Raw genomic sequence first — 21,130 nt, 5'->3', positions numbered from 1 at the left:
GTTCCGTGACGGGGTGTCAACTCGACGTGACCGTTTCGCGATCTTGCCGCGCGGGTCGGACTGCGCGGTACGGTTGGCCTCGTGACGACCACGACCGCCCCAGGGGGCACGGGCGGCAAACGCCGGAAGGCGCCGACGATCTTCGACGTCGCCGAGCGTGCGGGCGTCTCCCACCAGACCGTCTCGCGCGTCATCAACGGCGATCCGACGGTCCGCGACGCGTTCCGCACGCAGGTCACCGACGCCGTCCACGAACTCGGCTACCGGCCCCGCGCCGCCGCCCGGGCACTCGCCGGCGGCCGGAGCCGCGCGCTCGGCATCATCACCGCGGGCGACGCCCTGTACGGTCCGTCGAGCACCGCGATCGGGTTCGAACGCGCGGCCCGGTCGGCCGGGTACCACGTGCTGCTCTCGACCCTGCCCGAGGACCCGACGCCGTCCGACCTGTCCGGTGCACTGACCACGCTGCTCGCGCAGGACGTCGCCGCGATCGTGCTCGTCGCCGCCGACAACCGCGTGCTCGACGCCCTCGCCTCGCTCACGGTGCCGGTCACGGTGCCCGTGGTCGTGGCCAACGCCGTGCAGCGGGACGCCGTCCGCGCGCCGGTCGCGCCCACCGTCGCCGCGGTCGCCATCGACCAGGCAGCGGGGACGTCGCTCGTGATGGAACACCTGTTCGCGCGCGGACACCGGCGGATCGTGCACATCGCCGGACCACCGGTGTCGCAGGAGTCCGAGGTGCGCCGTGCCACGTACGTCCGGATCATGGAAGCGGCAGGCCTCGAGCCCGTCGTGCTCGACGGCGACTGGACCCCGGGGAGCGGGTTCGCGGCCGCACGCCACATCGACGTGACGGCCGTCGACGCCGTGTTCGCCGGCAACGACCAGATGGCGCTCGGAGTCCTCCACGCCTTCGCCGACGAGGGCCTGCGCGTGCCGGACGACATCGCGGTGGTCGGGTTCGACGACGTGCCCGAGGCCGCGCACTTCACGCCGCCGCTGACCACCGTGCGGCAGGACTTCCGGGCGATGGGCGAACGGGTGCTCGACACCGTGCGGGCCCTGGTCGAGGGCGAGCCCCGCGACGAGACGCTGCTCGCCCCGGAGCTCGTGGTCCGCCGCAGCGCGTAGACCCCTCGCACGGTGCGGGGTTCTCCGGCCGGGGCGACGTTCTGCCGTGCGCGAGGCAGCGGCGCACGGTGCCGCCTTGCCCATCCGGTGCGAGGTTGGTCGCTCGGTGCGGCGCTACAGCCCCTCACCGAGCGAGCAACCTCGCACCGGCCGGCCAGGGGCGCACGGTGCGGGGCCGTGTCAACCTCGCACCGGCCGGGCTGACCCGACCGTCAGCCCTTCAGCGCACCGGACGACAGGCCTGCGACGTAGAACCGCTGCAGCCCGACGTAGAGCGCGATGCACGGGATCATCGCCACGACCGACCCGGCGACGAGGTTGCCGTACGACACCTGCCCGTACGCACCGGTCTGCAGGTTGAGCAGCGCCACCGGCAGCGTGTAGAGCGAGTCCTTCGTCAGGAAGGTCAACGCTCCGAGGAACTCGGTCCACGACGCCAGGAACGCGTACAGCGCAGCGGTCGCGGCCCCGGGCAGCAGGAGCGGGCGGAGCACCGACACGACGACCCGGAAGCGGGAGGCCCCGTCGACGAACGCCGAGTCCTCGAGTTCGGTCGGGATCGACTCGAACGCGTTCCGCATCACGAACACCCCGAACGGCAGGTTCACCGTCGTGTAGAACAGCACGAGCCCGAGCAGCGAGTTCGTGAGCTTCATGGCGTTCATCTCGAGGTACAGCGGGGTGAGGATCGCCTGGAACGGCACCATCATCGTCAGCAGCACCAGGCCGAACACGATGCCGGAGCCGCGGAACCGGAAGCGGGCGAACCCGTACCCGGCCATCGTCGCGATCACCGCGGTGAGCACGGCGGTGGCGATCGACACGATCAGCGAGTTGAACACGCCGGTCAGCAGGTGCGACGACGAGCTGAACACCGCCGCGAAGTTCTGCCAGCCGAGCTGGAAGAACGTCGCGGGGTCGGCCGCCTGCGTGATGACGGCCTCGGACTGGAACGCCCGCAGGATCGACCACAGCAGCGGGACGCCGAAGACGAGCACCGACCCGACGCCGGCGATCACGTAGAGGGTGCGCTTGACGGCGGTGTCGCGTGGATGCCGGACGCTGCCCTGGTGGTGGCGCCGGCGGTGTCCGTCGCCGCTGGTGGTCAGCGTTCGGGTGGACAGGTCCGGTGCTGCGAGGCCGGCGCGGGAGGTCGTGGTGCTCATGGCTCAGTCCTTCTCTCGCAGTGCCCAGAACTGGAACACCGTGACGGCGGCGATGACGACGACGAGGGCGATCGACTCGGCGGTCGCGGCGCCGAGCTGCAGGTTGACGAAGCCGCGGTTGTAGATCGCGTTCACGATCGTGGTCGTCTCGGTCCCCGGTCCACCCTGGGTCAGGATGTAGAACTGGTTGAACGCGAGCAGCGAACCGATCACCGAGATGATGGCGCTGAGGGCGATGGTCGACCGGATCATCGGCAGGGTGATGAGCCGTTCGGTCTGCCACCAGGACGCACCCTCGAGCTGCGCGGACTCGTACACCTCGTCGGGGATGCCCTGCATGGCCGACATCAGGAGCACCATCGTCAGCCCGGACACCGCCCAGACCACGAGCACGCAGATGAGCAGCGTGGCGAGGGGGCCGTTGACGAGCCAGGCCGTGCTGCCGTCGGTGATGCCGAGCCAGCGGAGCACCATGTTGACGGCTCCGGAGTTCGGCTGCGCCTCGAGCACGAGCATGAACGACAGCGTGGTCAGGCCGACGACGTACGGCAGGAAGAACACCGTCCGCAGCAGGGTGCTGCCCCGTCGCCGGGCCCGGATGAGCACCGCCAGGAAGTAGCCGAGCACCAGGATCGGCACCGTCACGATCGCGGTGTACAGCAGCGTGTAACCGATGGCGTGCACGAACGTCGGGTCCTGGAACAGCGTCAGGTAGTTCTGCAGCCCGATGAACCGGTACGGCCCGATCAGTGGCCAGTTCGTGAACGAGATGTAGAGCGCGAAGACGAGCGGGGCGAGGACGAACACCGCGACGAAGACGATCGCCGGGGTGACGAGCACGGCGCCGGCGCGCGGCGGGTGCGTGAGCGAACCGCGGGACGGACCCGAGCGGCCCGGGCGGCCGGCGCCGCGGCCGACGGTCGGGCGGCCGGCGCCGGTCCGTCGGGTGGAGATGGTGGTCATGTCTGCACCTCTCTGTGCAACAAGCGAGCGAGCGAACGAACGAGCGAGCGAGCGGTCAGGCCTGGACCTGGTCGAGGATGCGGGTGTAGTCCGCCTGCGCCGTCCGCATCGCGGCAGCGGTGCCCGAACCGAACACGGCCTCGCGGAACATCGCGAAGTACGGCGACGACGGCTGGTTGACGAGCAGGTTGTAGGCCAGGGTCTGCGGCGCGTAGCCCTTCTCGATGGCGTCGAGCGGGCCGAACGCCAGCGGGAACCGCTTCCGGTACTCGGGCGTCGCGGCGTCCGAGCGGGTGGGGAAGTACCCGCCGTCGGGCAGGGCCTGCTGTTGCTGGAGACCGTTCGCGTACTGCATGAAGGCCCAGCCGCCCGACGGGTTCGCCGCCCCGTTCGGGATGCACATGTTGTCGCCGCCGTCGAAGAACGACCGCTGGCCGTCCCACGACGGGATGAGCACCGTCTGCATCTTCGCCCGCATCGCCTTCGTGGCCGCGGGCACGGTCGCGCCGTACGAGGTCGGGAAGATCCCCACCTTGCCGGCCCGGAAGTCGGCGCCCCAGGTCGTGCCGGCGTCGGCGTACGTCGCTTTCGACAGCACGCCGTCCTTCCAGAGCTGCCGGTAGAACTCGAGCATCCGTTCGAGGGCTTCGTTGCCGGTGATGTTCGCCGTCTGACCGCCGACCTCGCCGGACATCATGTCGACGCCCCTGGCCCAGACGTGCGGCTGCGTGACGAAGCCGATGATGCCGGCGGCGTTGCCGGAGATCGACCAGCCGAAGACGTCGTCGTCGAGCTTCCGGATGGCCTTCGCCGCGTCGAGCAGCGTGGAGAGGTCCTTCGTCGACTCCTCGACGTCGAGCCCCGCCCGGTCGAACAGCTCCGTGTTGACGAACAGCTGCGAGTTGTCCGCCAGGTAGGGCAGTCCGTAGTACCGGTCGCGGTACTCGAGCAACCGCAGGTGCCCCGGTGAGATCGCGTCGAAGTAGTCGAGGCCCTGCACCACGTCGGTCAGGTCGGCGAACGCCTCGCGGAAGATGAACAGCTGCGAGTTGATGTCGTCGATGTCCACCACGTCCGGCGGCTCACCACCGCGGATGGCCGTCGCGAGCTTCGTCACGTACTGCCCGTCCGGCACCGGGGTCAGCTCGACCTGCAGCTTCGGGTTCGCCTTGTTGAAGCCGGCCACCGCCGAGGTCAGCCCGGCCTGGGTCGCGGACCGGCACCAGACGTGCACGGTGCCGGTCGCGTCCTTCCCGAAGCTCGCCGCCTTCGCGTCGACCTTCGGCAGGGTGCCGGAGCACCCCGCCAGGGCGAGTGCTGCGCCGCCGGCGACACCGCCGACCAGGAACGCTCTGCGGTCCATGACGTCACCGCGCCAGCGGGAGCCACACGCGCATCGGCGCCGCGCCCCGGTTCGCCCAGGCGTAGTAGGGAACCGCTGTCGCGGTGACCGACGGGAGGCCCGTGGTGGCGCCCTGCGAGCCGGCCACGTCGCCGACGCGGGTCGCGTCAACGGCGTGACCCGCGCCTCCAGACCGGGTCGCGTCCAGCCGCTGGTACGGCCACGGTGCCTGCTCGTGTGCGGCAGGGGCGTGTCCGGGAACGCGCAGCGTGACGATGCCGTCGAGCAGGTCGTCGCGACGTTCCTCGGTGATCGGGGCGACCGCGTCGACCGTCAGGTCGTCGACCGTGAAGCCCTGCTGGTCCGCCTGCTCCACGGCGTACACGAGGGGGCCGCGCTCGATGGCGACCTGACCGCGGGCGGCGTCGATGCGGGCGTCGGCGACGTACCGGTGCGGCGTCGTGTCGAAGACGAGCTCGACCGTGTCGCCGGCGGTCCAGTGCCGGTCGACGACGTGCAGCGTTCCCGGCTCCGGGTGCGCGGTGCCGTCCGGACCCTGCACCGTCGTCGTGTCCGACCAGACCGGGATCCGCAGGCCGAGGGCGAGCGGGCCGTCCTCGGTGACGGTGACGACCACGCGGCCGTCGTGCGGGTAGCCGGTCTCGACCGACACCGGGCCGAGGTCCGCGGTCGCGTACTGGTGGATCTGCAGGCCGCCGTCGGTCGCCGTCGCCAGGTAGCCGTCCAGGCTCGCGAAGGTGCGCATGATGTTCGGCGGGCAGCAGGCGCAGTCGAACCAGCCGCGGCGCCCGTGTGCGGGGGAGCGGTTCTCGTCCTGGTGCGCGTGGTCCCGCTGCTGCAGGGGGTTCACGTAGAAGTACTCGGTGCCCGCCAGGCTCACCCCGGCCAGGAACGCGTTGTACAGCAGGCGCTCGATCGCGTCGGCGTAGACCGGCTTGCCGGTGGCGAGCAGCAGGCGCCAGGCCCACTGGACACCGCCGATGGCCGCACATGTCTCGGCGTAGCCGCGGTCGGTGGGCAGCTCGTAGGGGTCGCCGAACGCTTCCCAGTCCCAGCGCGCACCGAGGCCGCCGGTGATGAAGGCCTTCGTCGCCATCATGTCCGCGAACTGCGTCTCGCTCGCGGCCAGGAGCTCGGTGTCCCCGGTCTCGATCGCGACGTCCACCGCACCCGCGGCCAGGTACACGGCGCGGACGGCGTGGCCCTCGACGGTCGTGGCCTGCCGGCTCGGCACCCGGTCGGAGAAGTACGTCGGCTCGCCACCGGCGCGCTCGATGATGCCGGTGCCACGAGCGTCGACGAACCAGTGCGCCAGGTCGAGGTAGTCGCGGTTGCCGGTCTCGCGGTAGAGCTCGACCAGGCCCATCTCGACGACGGGGTGGCCGTCGACGTCGCGGGTCTTCGGTGTGCCGTCGGGTGCCGTACCGTCGCCGAACGTGCGGACCAGGTGGTCGGCGTTCTTGATCGCGACCTCGAGCAGGCCGGTGTCGCCCGTCGCACGGTGCTGCGCCACGGCCGCCTGGTACAGGTGCCCGGCGCAGTACATCTCGTGGCTCCACTTGAGGTCCGTGTACCGCTCGCCCTTCCCACGGATCTGCTGCACCGAGTCGAGGTAGCCGTCGTCGGCCTGCGCCTGGGCGTACAGGGCGGTGACCTCGCGCTGCAGGTCGAGCAGGTCCTCGGACGGGGCCCGGCCGTACTCCCACGCCACCGCCTCGAGCCACTTCGTCACGTCGGAGTCCATGAAGATCGGCCCGGCGGCCTCGCCCTCCTCGAGCCCCGCGGCGATGCGCAGGTTCCGGAAGTTGCCGGCGGTCTCGAGCAGGGCGTACCCGCCGCGGACCGCGTCACGGCCGTTGCGCTCCTGCCGGAGTGCCCAGAACCCGCCGGTGATCCGGGCGTCGCCCGTCGGCAGGGGCCGGAGCGTCAGGTGCGCGGCAGCGGTGGGGAGGACCGGGGTCGCGGTGCGTGCACGGCTGTCGGTCGCGAGCGTGGTGGTCATGTCGCCTCCTTGCGATGTGACGTGATCCGTTTCGGAAAACGGTTTCTGGCGGGGACGCTACGACATCGACACGGTGTGCGCAAGCATCCCAGCCGATTCGATGCGTATGCTCATCGACACGTCTCCCGATCCGGAAAGGAGTTGCCGTGACGCTCGAACGCACCGGTGTCGACCGCGGCGCGCAGCCCGTCCGCATCACCGACGTCGCCGCGCTCGCCGGGGTGTCGATCGGCACGGCGTCGAAGGCGCTCAACGGCACCGGGCAGCTCCGCGACTCCACGCGGGCACGGGTCAAGGACGCCGCCGAGAAGCTCGGGTTTGTCGGCGACGCTCGGGCCCGCGCACTGTCGTCGGGCCGCACCTACACGGTCGGCATGATCACCACCGACTCCTTCGGTCGGTTCTCGATCCCGGTGCTGCTCGGCGCCGAGGACGCCCTGTCCGCCGGGCAGATGGCCGTCCTGCTGTGCGACACCCGCGACGACCACGTCCGCGAGGCCCATTACCTGCGCTCACTCGCGGCCCGCGGGGTCGACGGCATCATCGTCACCGGCCGCTCCGCCGACGCCCGGCCGCCGATCGACGTGTCCATCCCCGTGGTCTACGCCTTCACCCCGTCGACCTCGGCCGACGACGTCTCGATCACCCTCGACGACGAGGCCGGCAGTGCGGCCGTCGCCGCCCACGTGCTCACCCTCGGCCGGTCACGCGTCGCCGTCGTCACCGGGCCCTCGCGGCACCGTTCCGCCGAACGCCGGGTGGCGGGAGCAGCCTCCGTGCTCGGGTCGCGGCTCGTCACGCCGCCGCTGTTCGGCGAATGGTCGGAACGGTGGGGGCGCCAGGCCGTCGACGTGTTGGCCCGGCAGTCACCCGACGTCGACGCGATCGTGTGCGGCAGTGACCAGATCGCCCGCGGCGTGTGCGATCGGCTGCGGGAGCTCGGACGATCGGTGCCCGGCGACGTCGCCGTCACGGGCTTCGACGACTGGGACGTGATGGCGCTCGCCTCGCGGCCGCCGCTGACGACGGTGGACCTGCGGCTCGAGGAGCTCGGGCGTGTGGCGGGGCAGGCGTTGCTCGGCCTGATCGATGGCGGTGCGGCGGCCTCGGCGTCGGTCGCCCCGGCCCTCGTCATCCGCGAGAGCACCGCCGGCCCGTAGCCCGCCGCCGCGCGCGCCCGCCGCCCGCCCGCGCCCTGTCCGCCCGCGCCCGCCGCCCGGACCCCGAGGTTCCGAAATCTCGGCATCTGGGCGCGGATCCGAGTCGTCCGTGGAACCTCGGCGCACTGTCGGCGGCGTGTTGTGGAACCTCGGCGAGAGGGGGCGGGCGCGTCTTCGGCGCGGAGGAGTTCGACGGGCCGCACCCAAGGCCGCCGCCCGGGGTTGCCGCTCGGCGCCCGGGGTTCCGAGATTTCGGCACTTGGGCGCGGATCCGAGTCGTCGGTGGAACCTGGGCGGTGCGCGGGCGGCGTGTTGTGGAACCTCGGCGGGAGGGGGTCGGGCGAGTCTTCTCCGCGGATGGGTTCACCGGGCGGCGTGTTGTGGGACCTCGGCGGGCGTGAGCCGGGCGGCGCGCCCGGGCATTGCGAGAGTGAGCGCTCACGTGCCAGGATGTGAGCGCTCACGGAGGACGACGGAGTTCTGGAGGAACGCATGGGCGACGACCCCACCCAGCAGGTCGCGAACGGCCGCACGACACTCGGGATCGAGCTCGGCTCCACCCGCATCAAGGCGTGTCTGGTGGACGAAGACCTCGTGCCCATCGCCGCCGGGTCCCACGAATGGGAGAACGAGTTCGTCGAAGGCCGCTGGACCTACTCGCTCGACGCCGTCGAGACCGGCCTCCGGGCCGCGTACGCCGCGCTCGTCGCCGACGTCGAAGCGCAGTTCGGCGTGCGTCCGACCACCTTCCGCGCCGTCGGTGTGAGCGCGATGATGCACGGCTACCTGGCGTTCGACGCCGCGGGCGAGCTGCTCGTGCCGTTCCGGACCTGGCGCAACACCTCGACCGGACCCGCAGCCGAACGGCTCAGCGAGGCCCTGTCCTTCAACGTCCCGCTCCGCTGGTCGATCGCGCACCTGTACCAGGCGGTGCTCGACGACGAGCCGCACGTGGCCGAGGTCGCGGGCATCACGACCCTCGCGGGCTACGTCCACCGACGACTCACCGGTCGGAACGTGCTCGGGGTCGGGGACGCCTCCGGTGTCTTCCCGATCGAGAGCGGCCCCGTCGACAGCGGCCCGGGCGAGCCCGGCACCCGCGACTGGGACGGGCACATGCTCGCCACGACGCAGGAACTGCTCGGCGAGCACGTCCTCGACCTCCGTGCGGTCCTGCCCGAGGTGCTCGTCGCGGGCGAGGAGGCCGGAGCCCTCACCCCCGAGGGCGCCGCGTGGCTCGATCCCACCGGCTCGCTCAGCCCCGGCGCACCCCTGTGCCCGCCCGAGGGCGATGCCGGCACCGGCATGGTCGCGACGAACGCCGTCGCCCCCCGCACCGGCAACGTCAGCGTCGGCACGAGCATCTTCGCGATGGTGGTCCTCGAGCACCCGCTCAGCACCCCGCACGAGGAGCTCGACGTCGTGACCACCCCGTCCGGCGACGCCGTCGCGATGGTGCACTGCAACAACGGCGCGAGCGAGATCGCCAGCTGGGCGCGGGTGTTCGGACGCTTCGCCGAGGCATCGGGCAGTCCGATGCCGACGGATGACGTGTTCCGGGTCCTCCTGGACGAAGCCGAACAGGCCGACCCCGACGCCGGCGGCCTGCTCTCCTTCAACTACCTGGCCGGCGAACCCGTCACCCACGTCGAGGACGGCCGGCCCCTGCTGCTCCGCACCCCCGACGCCCGCTTCACCCTGGGCAACCTGGTCCGCTCCGAGGTGCACGGCGCGTTCGCCACCCTGGCGATCGGCATGGACGTGCTGCACGGCGAACAGGTGCAGGTCGACCGGATGACCGCGCACGGTGGGCTCTTCCGCACGCCCGGTGCCCCGCAGCGACTGCTCGCCGCCGCACTGCGGGTGCCGATCGCCCTCGAGGAGACCGCGGGCGAGGGCGGGGCGTGGGGCATCGCCGTCCTGGCCGCCTACCTCGAGCACACCGACCAGCAGCTCGCCGACTACCTGTCGGACACCGTGTTCGGCGGGGACGCCGTGCACGTGGCCGAGCCTGAGCCGCGCGACGTCGAGGGCTTCCAGACGTACCTCGGCCGGTACCGCGCTGCCCTGCCCGTCCAGGCCGTGGCGGCAGCGGCGACCCGACCAGACGCGACCGGAACCGGTGCGGCAGCCGCCCCCGGCGCCGGCGCGACCACGACCCGGGGCGAGGGGACGGCGGGAGCCGAGCCGCGCCTCCCGGCAGAGCAGGAAGTGACCAGATGACCAGCGCAACCGACCAGGACACCCAGCGGGCCGTCGCGGCCACCCGCGAGCGCGTCGCCCGCCTGCACGGCGAACTCGTCCGCTACGGCCTGGTGATCTGGACCGGCGGCAACGTCTCCGAGCGCGTGCCCGGCACCGACCTCTTCGTCATCAAGCCGAGCGGCGTCTCGAGCGACGACCTGACCCCGGAGAACCAGGTCGTCTGCACCCTCGACGGCCAGCCGGCCGACGGGTGGGGCAACGAGCACGGCCCGTCCTCCGACACCGCCGCGCACGCCCACGTGTACCGGAACATGCCCGAGGTCGGCGGCGTCGTGCACACCCACTCGACGTACGCGACGGCGTGGGCCGCACGAGCGGAACCCATCCCGTGCGTGATCACCGCGATGGCCGACGAGTTCGGCGGCCCGATCCCCGTCGGCCCGTTCGCGATCATCGGCGACGACTCGATCGGCCACGGCATCGTGGAGACCCTCAGCGGACACCGGAGCCGCGCGGTCCTGATGCAGAACCACGGCGTCTTCACCATCGGCAAGGACGCGAAGGACGCCGTCAAGGCGGCCGTGATGTGCGAGGACGTCGCCCGGACGGTGCACATCGCGAAGCAGGGCGGAGACGTCGTCCCGATCGCCGAAGCAGACATCGATCGACTCTTCGATCGCTACCAGAACGTCTACGGACAGAACCCCGAAGGAGCCATGCGATGACGCAGGACACCACGACGCACGACACCACGACGCAGGACACCACCGTCGACCCCCAGGCCACGCTCGACGGCTACGAGGTCTGGTTCCTCACCGGCTCCCAGGGGCTGTACGGCGAGGAGACCCTGCGCCAGGTGGAGTCGCAGTCCCGTGCCGTGCACGCGGAGCTGGCGCAGCACGTGCCGGTGAAGCTCGTCTGGAAGCCCGTCCTGAAGGACGCCGACGGCATCCGTCGGGCGCTCATCGAGGCGAGCGCCGACGACAAGGTCATCGGCGTCACCACGTGGATGCACACGTTCAGTCCCGCGAAGATGTGGATCGGCGGCCTGCAGGCGCTGACGAAGCCGTTGCTGCACCTGCACACGCAGGCGAACGTCACGCTGCCCTGGGCGGACATCGACTTCGACTTCATGAACCTCAACCAGGCCGCGCACGGCGACCGTGAGTTCGGCTACGCCCTGGCGCGCCTCGGCGTCCGGCACGCCACCGCCGTCGGGCACGTCTCGGACCCGCGCGTGCAGCAGCGTGTGTCGAACTGGACCCGTGCCGCAGCCGGTGCTGCAGCCGTCCGCGAGCTGAAGCTGACCCGCTTCGGCGACAACATGCGCTACGTCGCCGTCACCGAGGGCGACAAGACCGAGGCGGAGATCGAGCTCGGCGTGCAGGTGAACACCTGGGCCGTCAACGAGCTCGCGGCAGCGGTGGACGCTGCTGCAGCGGACACGGCAGCGGTTGACGCGCTCGTGGCGCAGTACGAAGCGGCCTACGACGTCGACCCGTCACTCCGCAGCGACGGCGGCGAACGGCACGCCGCGCTCCGCGACGGCGCGGCGATCGAGATCGGCCTCCGCACGCTCCTGCAGCAGAACGGGTCCGCCGCCTTCACCACGAACTTCGAGGACCTCGGCACGCTCAAGCAGCTCCCCGGCCTCGCCGTGCAGCGCCTGATGGCCGACGGCTACGGTTTCGGCGCCGAGGGTGACTGGAAGACGGCCGTCCTGGTCCGCGCGATGAACGTCGCCGGTGCCGGCCTGCCCGGCGGTGCGAGCCTGATGGAGGACTACACCTACGACCTCACCCCGGGTGCCGAGAAGATCCTCGGCGCCCACATGCTCGAGGTCTCCCCGACGCTCACCACCACGAAGCCGACGCTCGAGATCCACCCGCTCGGCATCGGCGGCAAGGACGACCCGGTGCGCCTGGTCTTCACCGCCGACTCCGGCGAGGCCGTCGTCGTGGCGCTCTCCGACACCCGCGACGGCTTCCGCCTGACCGCGAACGTCGTCGACGTGGTGCCCCCGACTTCGGCGTTGCCGAAGTTGCCGGTCGGCCGTGCCGTCTGGGAGCCGCGCCCGTCGTTCCCCGTCGCCGCCGAGGCCTGGCTCACCGCCGGCGCCGCCCACCACACCGTCATGACGACGGCCGTCGGTCTGCAGGTCGTCGAGGACCTCGCCACCATGGTCGGCACCGAGTTCCTGGTCATCGACGAGCACACCACCGCCCGCGGGTTCCGCGACGAGTTGCGTCTCCAGCAGACGTGGCACCGTCTCGACCGCGGCTTCTGAGGAGTCAGGACCCCACGATGGACGACGTGATCGCGGCCGAGCGCACGCGGACGAACTGGGCGGGCAACGTCACCTACCGCGCCTCGGCGCTGGCGCGCCCGACGTCGACGGACGAGCTCCAGCGGCTCGTCGCGTCGACGCCGCGCCTGACGGCGCTCGGCTCGCGACACTCGTTCAACACCATCGCAGACACCGACGCCGTGCAGGTGTCGCTGCAGGACCTGCCGCCGGTGCTCGACATCGACACGTCGCGGCGCGTGGTCCGCGTCGCCGCCGGCATGACGCACAGTCAGGTCGCGGCCGGTCTGGAGGCCCGTGGCTGGGCACTCGGGAACCTCGCGTCCCTGCCGCACATCTCAACGGCCGGGGCCGTAGCAACGGGCACGCACGGCTCCGGCGTCCGCAACCCGTCGCTCGCGCAGGCGGTGGTCGGACTCGACGTGGTGCGCGCCTCCGGCGAGCTCGCGCATGTCGATGCGTCCTCGCCGGACGGCGCCCTCGACGCCCACCGGGTGGCCATCGGCGCGCTCGGCGTCGTCACCGCCGTGGAGCTCGCGATCGAGCCGACCTTCGAGGTCGCCACGACGGTGCACCTCGACCTGCCGTGGGACGCCGTCGCCGCGCAGTTCGACCAGGTGATGTCCGACGCGTACTCGGTGTCGATGTTCACGTCGTTCGACGACCGCGGCGCCCGGCAGGTCTGGGTGAAGCACCGCACCGACGAACCCGCACCGACCGTCGACCTCGTCGCCCTCGGCGCGCGGCCCGCCACCGGCCCCGTGCACCCGGGGGAGAACGACCCGGCCGGCGTCACCGAGCAGGGCGGCGTCCCCGGGCCGTGGGCCGAGCGGCTGCCGCACTTCCGGTCCACGTTCACCCCGTCGACGGGCGCCGAGATCCAGGCCGAGTACCTGATCCCCGCGGCCTCGGCCGTTGCGGCGCTCGAGGCGCTCCGTCCGCTCGAACCGGTGTTCGCGCCGATCCTCATCGCCGCCGAGATCCGCACGATCGCGCCCGACACCGCGTGGCTCGCGCCGTCGTCCGGTCGGCAGTCGGTCGGCATCCACTTCACGTTCCGCCGGGACGCCGCTGCCGTGGCGGCCGCGGTGTCGCGGATCGAGGAGGCGCTCACGCCCTTCGACCCACGGCCGCACTGGGGGAAGGTGTCCGGCGTGAGCGTCGAGCGTCTGCACGAGGCGTACCTGCGGCTGTCGGACTTCGCCGCGGTCGCCCGGGACGTCGACCCCACGGGGCGGTTCCGCAACGCGTACCTGGCGCGCGTCCTGTCCTGACGGGGCGTGCCGCTCGCTTCGTGCGCAGCTCACAGGGGATGCCCACCGGATGTGCGGGCGACCCGCCGGTTCGTCGCTGGGAGCGCACATGTGCATCCACAAAGGTCGAGGCATGGCGAACTTCAACCGCATCCTCGGCATGGCCTCGAAGGTCATCGACAAGCAGCTCCAGAAGCGTGGGCAGGGGGACGGTGCGCCCGGCAACGGAGCGCAGCGCGGTGGCGGGACCGACTGGCGTGACGTCGTCCGCGGTGCAGCGGACCGGCTGACGGGCGACGACCGGAGCCAGCAGCAGCAGCGGCCGCAGCAGCAGTACGGACAGCCGCAGCAGTACGGACAGCAGCAGTACGGGCAGGCACCGCAGCCGCAGTACGGCCAGCCGCAGCAGCACGGCCCGGCCGACTCCGACAAGGTCGCACTCGCGAAGTACGACTACCTGCTCCGCACCTCGTCGCCGGACCAGCTCGAGCAGGTCCACCACGACGCGTTCGCCCGGCTCACCCCGGCGCAGCGGCAGCAGGTGCGCAACCGCCTGAACTCCGAACTGCCGCCGCACGAGCACCTGCGCGACGACTCGGCAGGCGGCATGGCGCGCGCGATGACGCGCGGTGAGGTCCGACGTCCGGGTCTGATCCGACGCGTCCTCGGGGGCTCGAACAACGGCAGTGGCCGCGGTCGTGGTGGTGCCTTCGCCGGTGGTGCCGCTGTTGGCGCCGGTGCGATGGCGCTCGGCGGCCTCGGCGTCGCCGTCGCCGGGGGAGCGGTGCTGAGCGCCGCCGCCGGCCCCGTGCTGGCGGAGGCCGCGAACCTCGGCGTCGACTTCGACGGCATCGCCTCGGGCATCGGCGACCTCGGGCTCGGAGACCTCGGAGCCGACCTCGGCGGTGGCTTCGAGGGGATCGCGGGCGAAGGCGAGCAGCTCCTCGGGGGCCTCGGCGAGCAGGCATCCGGCCTCGGCGAGCAGGCGTCGAACCTCGGCAACGACTTCCTCGGGGGCTTGTTCGACCGCTGACCCTCGCCCTCGGGGTGGACTCGGTGCAGATCCATCGGGAATAGTCGGACGTCACACGGGACTTGGATTGTTTCGTCGTGCGACGTCCTTCGCACGTGGAATTCGGACGGGTGACCGCAGCGGTGTCAGGATGGACGCCGCCCGGTGACCCGATCCGCGGAACCGCAGCGACTGTCGCACGGTCGCCACCACCCTTCCCACGAGGAGCCCCACCGTCATGAGACGCCCGAACCGCCTGACGATCACCGCGGCCGTCGCCGCAGCAGCAGCCCTGGTCCTGACCGGCTGCTCGGGTGGCAGCTCCTCGGACGACGCGACGAGCGGCACGGCAAAGGGCGGCACGCTCAACATCCTCACGCCGCAGACCTCGTTCCACCTCGACCCGGCGACGAGCCAGAGCCTGGGCATCACGTCCCTCGGCCTCGTCGCACGGCGTCTGACCACGTGGGACGTCGAGCCGGGCAAGACCGCCAAGGTCGTCCCGGACCTGGCGACGGACACCGGGAAGTCCAGCGACGGTGGCAAGACGTGGACCTACACGCTCAAGGACGGGCTCGAGTTCCAGGACGGAACGCCCATCACGACGAAGGACATCAAGTGGGGGATCGAGCGCTCGTTCGCCCCCACGCTCTCCGGCGGCCTGAGCTACCACAAGTCGCTCCTGGTCGGCGGTGACAGCTACAAGGGCCCGTTCGACGGCAAGTCCCTCGACAGCATCGAGACCCCGGACGACAAGACCATCGTCTTCAAGCTGAACGACGCCTACGGCGACTGGCCGTGGCTCGCCTCGATGCCCGCGTTCACGCCGGTCCCCGAGGGCGACGGCAAGGACACCGGCGCCTACGACCTGAAGCCGGTCGCGTCCGGCCCCTACCAGGTGCAGTCGAACACGCAGGGCACGCAGGTCACCCTCGTGCGCAACAAGGCCTGGAGCGCCAAGACCGACGAGGTCCGCACCGCCGGCCCCTCGAAGATCGTGTTCAAGGAGAGCCAGGACGCCTCCACGATCACGCAGACGCTCATCGCCGACAACGGCGACGCGAAGGACTCCTTCGGCGCCATCTACCTCGGCGCGGCCGAGCTGAACCAGGTGCGCAGCAACCCCGCGGCGCAGGACCGCCTCGCCACGTCCAAGGCCGGTCCGATCTCGTACATGGCGATCAACACCCAGAAGGGCGCGCTGAAGGACCTCAAGGTCCGCCAGGCGCTGCAGTACGCCGTCGACAAGAAGTCGTTCCGGATCGCGGCCGGTGGCGCGATCGCCGGGTCGTACGCGTCCACGCTGATCACCCCGGGTATCGCCGGGCGCGAGGACTACGACCTGTACAAGACGGGCGCCACGGGCGACGTCGACAAGGCGAAGTCGCTGCTGAAGGACGCCGGTGTCAGCAACCTCAAGCTCACCCTGGTGACGCAGAACGACCCGACCTACCTCGCACAGGCGCAGGCGCTGCAGTCCGGCCTGAAGCGTGCCGGCATCACGGTGACGCTGAAGCCGCTCGACTACGACTCCTTCACCCAGGCCACCACGAACGGGACGGACTTCGACCTGTCGCTCTCGAGCTGGCAGCCGGACTTCCCGAGCGCGAACGCCAACCTGCAGCCGCTGTACGACTCGTCGCAGATCGGTGGCGGCGGCTACAACGTGTCGAAGTACAGCAACCCCGAGGTCGACGCGCTGATCAAGAAGGCCAGCGCGACGGTCGACCAGCAGGACGCGCAGAAGCTTTGGGCCGAGGCCGACCAGAAGATCATGGCCGACTCCCCGTCGGTGCCGCTGATCTACGCGAAGCAGTCGTTCCTGGCCGGTTCGAACGTGCAGAACTTCCAGATCGCGGACTTCCCGGCGTACCCGAACTACCTCAAGGTCTCGCTCGCGAAGTGAGTTCGCCGCTGCTCGAGGTCGAGGGGCTCCGCGTCGCGTTCGGCGACGCGGAGCCCGTCGTCCGTGACGTCTCCTTCACCCTGACCCCCGGACGCGTGCTCGCGCTCGTGGGCGAGTCCGGCTCCGGCAAGTCCGTCAGCGCCATGAGCGTGCTCGGTCTGCTGCCGCCCGAAGCACGGGTCTCCGGCAGCGTCCGGTTCCGCGGAGAGGAACTCGTCGGCGCTTCCGACGACACGCTCCGTGCCGTTCGCGGCGCCGGCATCGGCGTCGTGTTCCAGGAACCGATGAACTCGTTCACGCCGGTGCTGTCCATCGGCACGCAGGTCGCCGAGGCGATCCGGGCGCACCCGACGGACCTCGACCGTGCGGCGGTGTCCGCGCGCATCGACGAGCTGCTGCGTGCCGCGGGCCTCACCGACCCCGAGCGGATCCGCAAGGCGTACCCGCACGAACTGTCCGGCGGACAGCTGCAGCGCGCGATGATCGCGATGGCCCTGGCCGGGGACCCGGTCGCACTGATCGCCGACGAGCCGACGACCGCGCTGGACGTCACGGTGCAGGCCGGGATCCTCGACCTGCTCCGCCGGCTCGGTCGCGAGCGCTCCCTCGCCGTCCTCCTCATCACGCACGACATGGGCGTGGTGGCGGACGTCGCGGACGAACTCCTGGTGATGCGGCGCGGCGACCCCGTCGAGCACGGGACGGTTGCCGAGGTCTTCGCGCACCCGTCCGCCGAATACACGCGCGAGCTCCTCGCCGCCGTGCCGTCCCTGGAGGCCCGTCCCGCGCCCGCCACGCCGGCTGCGGACCCCGAGACTCGGCCTGGACGACAGGACGCGGCCCCCGGGACCCGAGCCGTGTCGTCAGACGCGAGTCTCGGACCGGCGGAAGCGAGTCTCGCCGAGGCGAGCCACGCCTCCCCTCCGCTCGTCGCGCGCCTGCGCGACGTCGCCGTGCGGTACTCGCGCCGCGGCGAACCGACCGTCTCGGGCATCGAACTGGACCTGCGGGCCGGCGAGACCGTCGGCCTGGTGGGGGAGTCCGGGTCGGGCAAGTCGACCATCGGACGCGCCCTGGCGGGGCTGGTGCCCGTCGTCGCCGGCTCGGTCGAGGTCGACGGCAGCGACCTGCGGACCGCCAAGGGCCGACGGCTCCGCGAGCTCCGCAGCCGCGTCGGCATCGTCTTCCAGGACCCGGCGTCGTCGCTCAACCCGCGGCAGACCATCGGCTGGAGCATCGCCGAACCGCTCCTCGTGCACGGGACGGCCTCGGCTGCCGACCGTGCGGAACGCGTCCGTGACCTGCTGACCGCCGTGCAGCTCGACCCCTCGTGGGCCGAGCGGTTCCCGCACCAGCTCTCCGGTGGACAGCGCCAGCGGGTCGCCGTCGCGCGGGCACTGGCGCTCCGTCCGGCGCTCGTCATCGCCGACGAGCCCACCTCGGCTCTCGACGTGACCGTGCAGGCGGCCGTGCTCGACCTGCTCGCGCAGCTGCAGGACGAGTTCGGGTTCGGCATGCTCCTCATCAGCCACGACCTGGCCGTCGTCCGACAGCTCGCCGACGAGGTCGTCGTCCTGCACGACGGTCGCGTGGTCGAGCGGGGGACCACGGACGCCGTCCTCGACGACCCGCAGCAGGACTACACGCGCATGCTGCTCGCAGCGGCGCCCGTCGCCGATCCCGTGCGACAGGCGGCGCGCCGCGAAGCGTGGCGCGCCTGGGAAGGAGTGGCCTCGTGACCGCCAACGTCGTCGAGCGCCCCGTGGCGTCGTCCGGACGCGCGACCGGCTTCCGCGCCGTGGTGCGCCGGGTCCGGCAAGACCGCTGGGCCGTGACGTCGGCCGTCGTCATCGTGGTGTTCCTCGTGGTCGCCGTCGCGGCGCCGCTCATCAGTGCCGTCACCGGGCAGGACCCGTACGGGTACGACATCGATGCGCTCAACTCGTTCGGCGCGCCCAAGGGCTTCGGCGGCGGGATCAGCGGCGAGCACTGGTTCGGCGTCGAGCCGCTGACCGGACGCGACCTGTTCGCGATCGTGACCTACGGCGCCCGGACGTCGCTCGGCATCGGGCTCGCCGCGACCCTGGTGTCGATCGTGATCGGCGTGCTCGTCGGCGTCACCACCGGCTTCTTCGGCGGCTGGTACGACCGTGTGCTCTCCCGCGTGGTCGACGTCATCTTCGGCTTCCCCTCGCTCGTCTTCATGATCGCCCTGACCGCGATCGTGCCGACGTCGTTCCCGAAGCCCGTCCTGGTCGTGCTCGTCATCGGCTTCTTCGGCTGGCCGTCCGTGGCCCGAGTGGTCCGCGGTCAGACGCTGTCACTCGTGAGCCGGAACTACGTCGTCGCCTCCACGGCGATGGGCGCCGGCCGGTGGCACGTCATCCGCACGCAGCTGCTGCCGAACCTGGCGGCGACGATCACCGTCTACGCGACGATCTCGATCCCGTCGATGATCGGCGCCGAGGCCGCCCTGTCGTTCCTGGCCGTCGGTGTGACCCCGCCGACGCCGTCGTGGGGCCGCAGCATCGGCGACGCCGTCGGTTGGGTGCAGACCGACCCCATGTACCTCGTGTTCCCCGGAGTGGCCCTGTTCCTCATCACCCTCGCGTTCAACGTGCTCGGCGACGCCCTGCGGGACGCACTCGACCCGAGGGGAGCACGCCGATGAGCACCTTCCGCTTCATCGCGATCCGCATCCTCGGTGCTGCCGTCGTGCTGCTCGTCGTCGCGGCGATCACCTACGCGCTGTTCATGCTGCTGCCGACGAACCCCGCGCGCGCGATCTGCGACAAGCCCTGCACGCCGGACCGGCTGCGCGAGGTCCAGGCGTTCCTGGGGACGGACAAGCCCTGGCTGGCGCAGTTCGGCGCGTACCTGGCGGGGATCTTCACCGGCCGCACGTTCGGCACCGGCGCGTCCGTGATCACCTGCGCCGCACCGTGCTTCGGGTACTCGTTCCAGCTGCACGAGAGCGTCACCGAACTGATCCTGTCCCGCCTGCCCGTCACCGCGTCGATCGCCGTCGGTGCCGCCGTGCTCTGGCTCGTCGCCGGGGTGTTCGGTGGCACGGTCTCGGCGCTCCGCCGTGGCACCTTCGTCGACCGGGCCGTGATGACCGTCGCCGTCGCCGGGGTCTCCTCGCCCGCGTACCTGATCGGGCTGCTCGGCATCCTGCTGTTCGGGTTCGTGCTCGGGATCCTGCCGACGAGCGGGTACGTCGCGTTCGCCGACGACCCCGTCGGCTGGTTCACGCACCTGATCCTGCCGTGGTGCGTGCTCGCGTTCATCAGCGCCGCGATCTACGCCCGACTGACCCGTGGCGAGATGCTCGAGTCGATGTCGCAGGACTTCGTGCGGACCGCTCGGGCCAAGGGCCTGCGGGAGCGCCAGGTCGTCGTGCGGCACGGACTCCGCACCGCGATCCTGCCGGTGGTGACGCTGTTCGGGCTCGACCTCGGGTCGCTGCTCGGCGGTGCGGTCATCACCGAGAAGGTGTTCTCGATGCAGGGCCTGGGCGCGCTGCTGATCGATGCCGTGCACACGCTCGACCTGCAGGTCGTCGTCGGCTTCACGCTGTTCTCGGCGCTGTTGATCGTCACCGCGAACGTGATCGTCGACGTGGTCTACGCGTTCGTCGACCCGCGGGTGCGGCGCAGGGCGTAGCTCAGGCGGCGTCCCACCAGCGCAGCACGCGGGTGCCGTACAGCGTGAGCCACTTCGACGGCTCGCCCTCGGGGACGTCGACCTCGAACCACTGCCGACCCGGCGGCCGGGCGCCCTGGGCCCACGTTCCGTCCTCGTTCCTGGCGGCTCGGACGACCTCGACCGCCTCGGCGGCTCGCGGGTCCGGTGCGGTGCCGTCGTGCAGTGCAGCCGCGCGCAGGTGGTCGGTGACCCGCAGCGCCGAGTAGATCCACCGCAGCGGGTACGCGAACCGGGTCGCCCACGGCCCGACGAGTTCGCCGTCGTGCTTCCGGAACAGCAGTCGACGCTCGAGCAGGTACTCGGCGCCGCGGTGTCGAGCCGCACGGAGCTCTGCCGCGCGGGGGTGGGTGCCGCGGGTCAGCTGCTCGTGCTGCAGCAGCCCGTCGATGACGTTGAGGGTCGAGTGGAACGACGACACGGTCGACCCCTCGATCCACTCGCAGTTCCACCCGCCGTCGTCGAGCTGGTGATCGAGGAACCACGCCGCCAGCTGACCGACGTCGGCACCGAGCCACGCACCGTTCGCCAGGGTGAACGCGTTGATGCAGCAGTCGACCTCGCCGCTCCAGTAGGGCAGGTCCTCGTACTCCCAGCGGCTGTTCGCCGCGAGCCGTGCGGCCGTGTCCCCGAGGACCGCGGCGTCGAGCCCCCAGTCGCGCAGGGCGTTCAGCGACCAGGTCGTCGCCGTGTAGGGCTGTCCGGGCTCGTCCGCCTCGGGACCGTCGAAGTCGAAGTCCGCCGGGAAGTACGCGCCGCCGGCCCACTGCCCGTCGGGGGCTTGGCGTGCGAGCATCGCGGCCCCGAGGCCCTCGGTCGCGACCCGTCCTCGGGTCTGTTGCCACACCGACGGCGGCGCACCGACCAGGTCTCGTTCGACCTGCCACCGGACCGCCGGGTCCGAGTCGAGCAGCCACTCGACCACCGCGTCGTCGCTCATGGCGCGGAGGCTACGCCGA

General features: G+C 71.4%; 16 protein-coding genes. 11 read left to right on the top strand and 5 right to left on the bottom strand.

Going from position 1 to position 21,130, the window contains the following annotated elements:
- The first annotated feature begins 81 nt into the window (after positions 1-81).
- Complete coding sequence (locus ACGH48_RS14635; protein ID WP_396289096.1) at positions 82-1,131, top strand: substrate-binding domain-containing protein; 1,050 nt, start codon at positions 82-84, stop codon at positions 1,129-1,131.
- A 212-nt stretch (positions 1,132-1,343) separates the two neighbouring features.
- Here ACGH48_RS14635 and ACGH48_RS14630 read toward each other — a convergent pair whose 3' ends face one another.
- Genes ACGH48_RS14630 through ACGH48_RS14615 form a run of 4 tightly spaced genes read right to left on the bottom strand, consistent with a single transcriptional unit; the run spans position 1,344 to position 6,625 of the window.
- Entirely contained in the window at positions 1,344-2,297 is a 954-nt protein-coding gene (locus ACGH48_RS14630; RefSeq protein WP_396289095.1) for a carbohydrate ABC transporter permease, read from the bottom strand.
- 3 nt (positions 2,298-2,300) lie between these two features.
- A complete protein-coding gene (locus ACGH48_RS14625; RefSeq protein ID WP_340195795.1) occupies positions 2,301-3,260 on the bottom strand; it encodes a carbohydrate ABC transporter permease in 960 nt (319 codons plus the stop codon).
- Positions 3,261-3,315: 55 nt separating this feature from the next.
- Positions 3,316-4,623 carry an ABC transporter substrate-binding protein gene (locus ACGH48_RS14620; protein WP_396289094.1) on the bottom strand — a complete coding sequence of 436 codons (1,308 nt, stop codon included), beginning with the start codon at positions 4,621-4,623 and terminating at the stop codon, positions 3,316-3,318.
- A 4-nt stretch (positions 4,624-4,627) separates the two neighbouring features.
- Positions 4,628-6,625: a glycoside hydrolase family 127 protein gene (locus ACGH48_RS14615; RefSeq protein ID WP_396289093.1), complete on the bottom strand. Its 1,998-nt coding sequence runs from the start codon at positions 6,623-6,625 to the stop codon at positions 4,628-4,630.
- Between the two features lie 146 nt (positions 6,626-6,771).
- Between ACGH48_RS14615 and ACGH48_RS14610 the strand changes: the two genes are divergently transcribed.
- The 10 genes from ACGH48_RS14610 (at position 6,772) to ACGH48_RS14565 (ending at position 20,132) form a co-directional block, all read left to right on the top strand.
- Positions 6,772-7,785, top strand: a complete 1,014-nt coding sequence (locus ACGH48_RS14610) for a LacI family DNA-binding transcriptional regulator (RefSeq protein WP_340195792.1) — start codon at positions 6,772-6,774, stop codon at positions 7,783-7,785.
- Positions 7,786-8,277: 492 nt separating this feature from the next.
- Positions 8,278-10,008 carry a xylulokinase gene (locus ACGH48_RS14605; RefSeq protein WP_396289092.1) on the top strand — a complete coding sequence of 577 codons (1,731 nt, stop codon included), beginning with the start codon at positions 8,278-8,280 and terminating at the stop codon, positions 10,006-10,008.
- Entirely contained in the window at positions 10,005-10,715 is a 711-nt protein-coding gene (locus ACGH48_RS14600) for an L-ribulose-5-phosphate 4-epimerase (RefSeq protein ID WP_123314056.1), read from the top strand. The genes ACGH48_RS14605 and ACGH48_RS14600 overlap by 4 nt, the downstream gene beginning before the upstream one ends.
- The gene (gene araA, locus ACGH48_RS14595) at positions 10,712-12,277 is read left to right on the top strand and encodes an L-arabinose isomerase (protein ID WP_340195790.1); all 1,566 of its coding nucleotides are present in this window, start codon (positions 10,712-10,714) and stop codon (positions 12,275-12,277) included. The genes ACGH48_RS14600 and araA overlap by 4 nt, the downstream gene beginning before the upstream one ends.
- 17 nt (positions 12,278-12,294) lie before the next feature.
- Positions 12,295-13,569 (top strand): FAD-binding protein, encoded by a 1,275-nt coding sequence (locus ACGH48_RS14590; RefSeq protein WP_396289091.1) that lies wholly within the window; start codon positions 12,295-12,297, stop codon positions 13,567-13,569.
- 112 nt (positions 13,570-13,681) lie between these two features.
- Positions 13,682-14,581: a cation-transporting ATPase gene (locus ACGH48_RS14585; protein ID WP_396289090.1), complete on the top strand. Its 900-nt coding sequence runs from the start codon at positions 13,682-13,684 to the stop codon at positions 14,579-14,581.
- Between the two features lie 217 nt (positions 14,582-14,798).
- Positions 14,799-16,466: an ABC transporter substrate-binding protein gene (locus tag ACGH48_RS14580; RefSeq protein WP_123314053.1), complete on the top strand. Its 1,668-nt coding sequence runs from the start codon at positions 14,799-14,801 to the stop codon at positions 16,464-16,466.
- On the top strand, positions 16,463-18,205 hold the full coding sequence (locus ACGH48_RS14575; protein WP_396289089.1) for a dipeptide ABC transporter ATP-binding protein: 1,743 nt from the start codon (positions 16,463-16,465) through the stop codon (positions 18,203-18,205). Before ACGH48_RS14580 ends, ACGH48_RS14575 begins: the two co-directional genes overlap by 4 nt.
- Positions 18,202-19,137, top strand: coding sequence for an ABC transporter permease (locus ACGH48_RS14570; RefSeq protein ID WP_123314051.1), 936 nt, complete (start codon positions 18,202-18,204; stop codon positions 19,135-19,137). The genes ACGH48_RS14575 and ACGH48_RS14570 overlap by 4 nt, the downstream gene beginning before the upstream one ends.
- Positions 19,134-20,132: an ABC transporter permease gene (locus ACGH48_RS14565; RefSeq protein ID WP_396289088.1), complete on the top strand. Its 999-nt coding sequence runs from the start codon at positions 19,134-19,136 to the stop codon at positions 20,130-20,132. The genes ACGH48_RS14570 and ACGH48_RS14565 overlap by 4 nt, the downstream gene beginning before the upstream one ends.
- A gap of 1 nt (position 20,133) precedes the next feature.
- Here ACGH48_RS14565 and ACGH48_RS14560 read toward each other — a convergent pair whose 3' ends face one another.
- Positions 20,134-21,111, bottom strand: coding sequence for a squalene cyclase (locus tag ACGH48_RS14560; RefSeq protein ID WP_340195784.1), 978 nt, complete (start codon positions 21,109-21,111; stop codon positions 20,134-20,136).
- Positions 21,112-21,130: the final 19 nt, after the last annotated feature.

The organism is Curtobacterium pomorum (assembly GCF_044497295.1).
In the GTDB taxonomy this organism is placed as follows: domain Bacteria; phylum Actinomycetota; class Actinomycetes; order Actinomycetales; family Microbacteriaceae; genus Curtobacterium.
Note: the sequence above shows the minus strand (reverse complement) of the source record. Positions and strands in the feature narration are given on the sequence as shown.

Coding starts and splice junctions, on each gene's coding strand:
- ACGH48_RS14560 (WP_340195784.1), bottom strand. CDS start 21,111: ATGAGCGACGACGCGGTGGTCGAGTGGCTGCTCGACTCGGACCCGGCG.
- araA (WP_340195790.1), top strand. CDS start 10,712: ATGACGCAGGACACCACGACGCACGACACCACGACGCAGGACACCACC.
- ACGH48_RS14620 (WP_396289094.1), bottom strand. CDS start 4,623: ATGGACCGCAGAGCGTTCCTGGTCGGCGGTGTCGCCGGCGGCGCAGCA.
- ACGH48_RS14580 (WP_123314053.1), top strand. CDS start 14,799: ATGAGACGCCCGAACCGCCTGACGATCACCGCGGCCGTCGCCGCAGCA.
- ACGH48_RS14565 (WP_396289088.1), top strand. CDS start 19,134: ATGAGCACCTTCCGCTTCATCGCGATCCGCATCCTCGGTGCTGCCGTC.
- ACGH48_RS14585 (WP_396289090.1), top strand. CDS start 13,682: ATGGCGAACTTCAACCGCATCCTCGGCATGGCCTCGAAGGTCATCGAC.
- ACGH48_RS14615 (WP_396289093.1), bottom strand. CDS start 6,625: ATGACCACCACGCTCGCGACCGACAGCCGTGCACGCACCGCGACCCCG.
- ACGH48_RS14600 (WP_123314056.1), top strand. CDS start 10,005: ATGACCAGCGCAACCGACCAGGACACCCAGCGGGCCGTCGCGGCCACC.
- ACGH48_RS14630 (WP_396289095.1), bottom strand. CDS start 2,297: ATGAGCACCACGACCTCCCGCGCCGGCCTCGCAGCACCGGACCTGTCC.
- ACGH48_RS14625 (WP_340195795.1), bottom strand. CDS start 3,260: ATGACCACCATCTCCACCCGACGGACCGGCGCCGGCCGCCCGACCGTC.
- ACGH48_RS14590 (WP_396289091.1), top strand. CDS start 12,295: ATGGACGACGTGATCGCGGCCGAGCGCACGCGGACGAACTGGGCGGGC.
- ACGH48_RS14605 (WP_396289092.1), top strand. CDS start 8,278: ATGGGCGACGACCCCACCCAGCAGGTCGCGAACGGCCGCACGACACTC.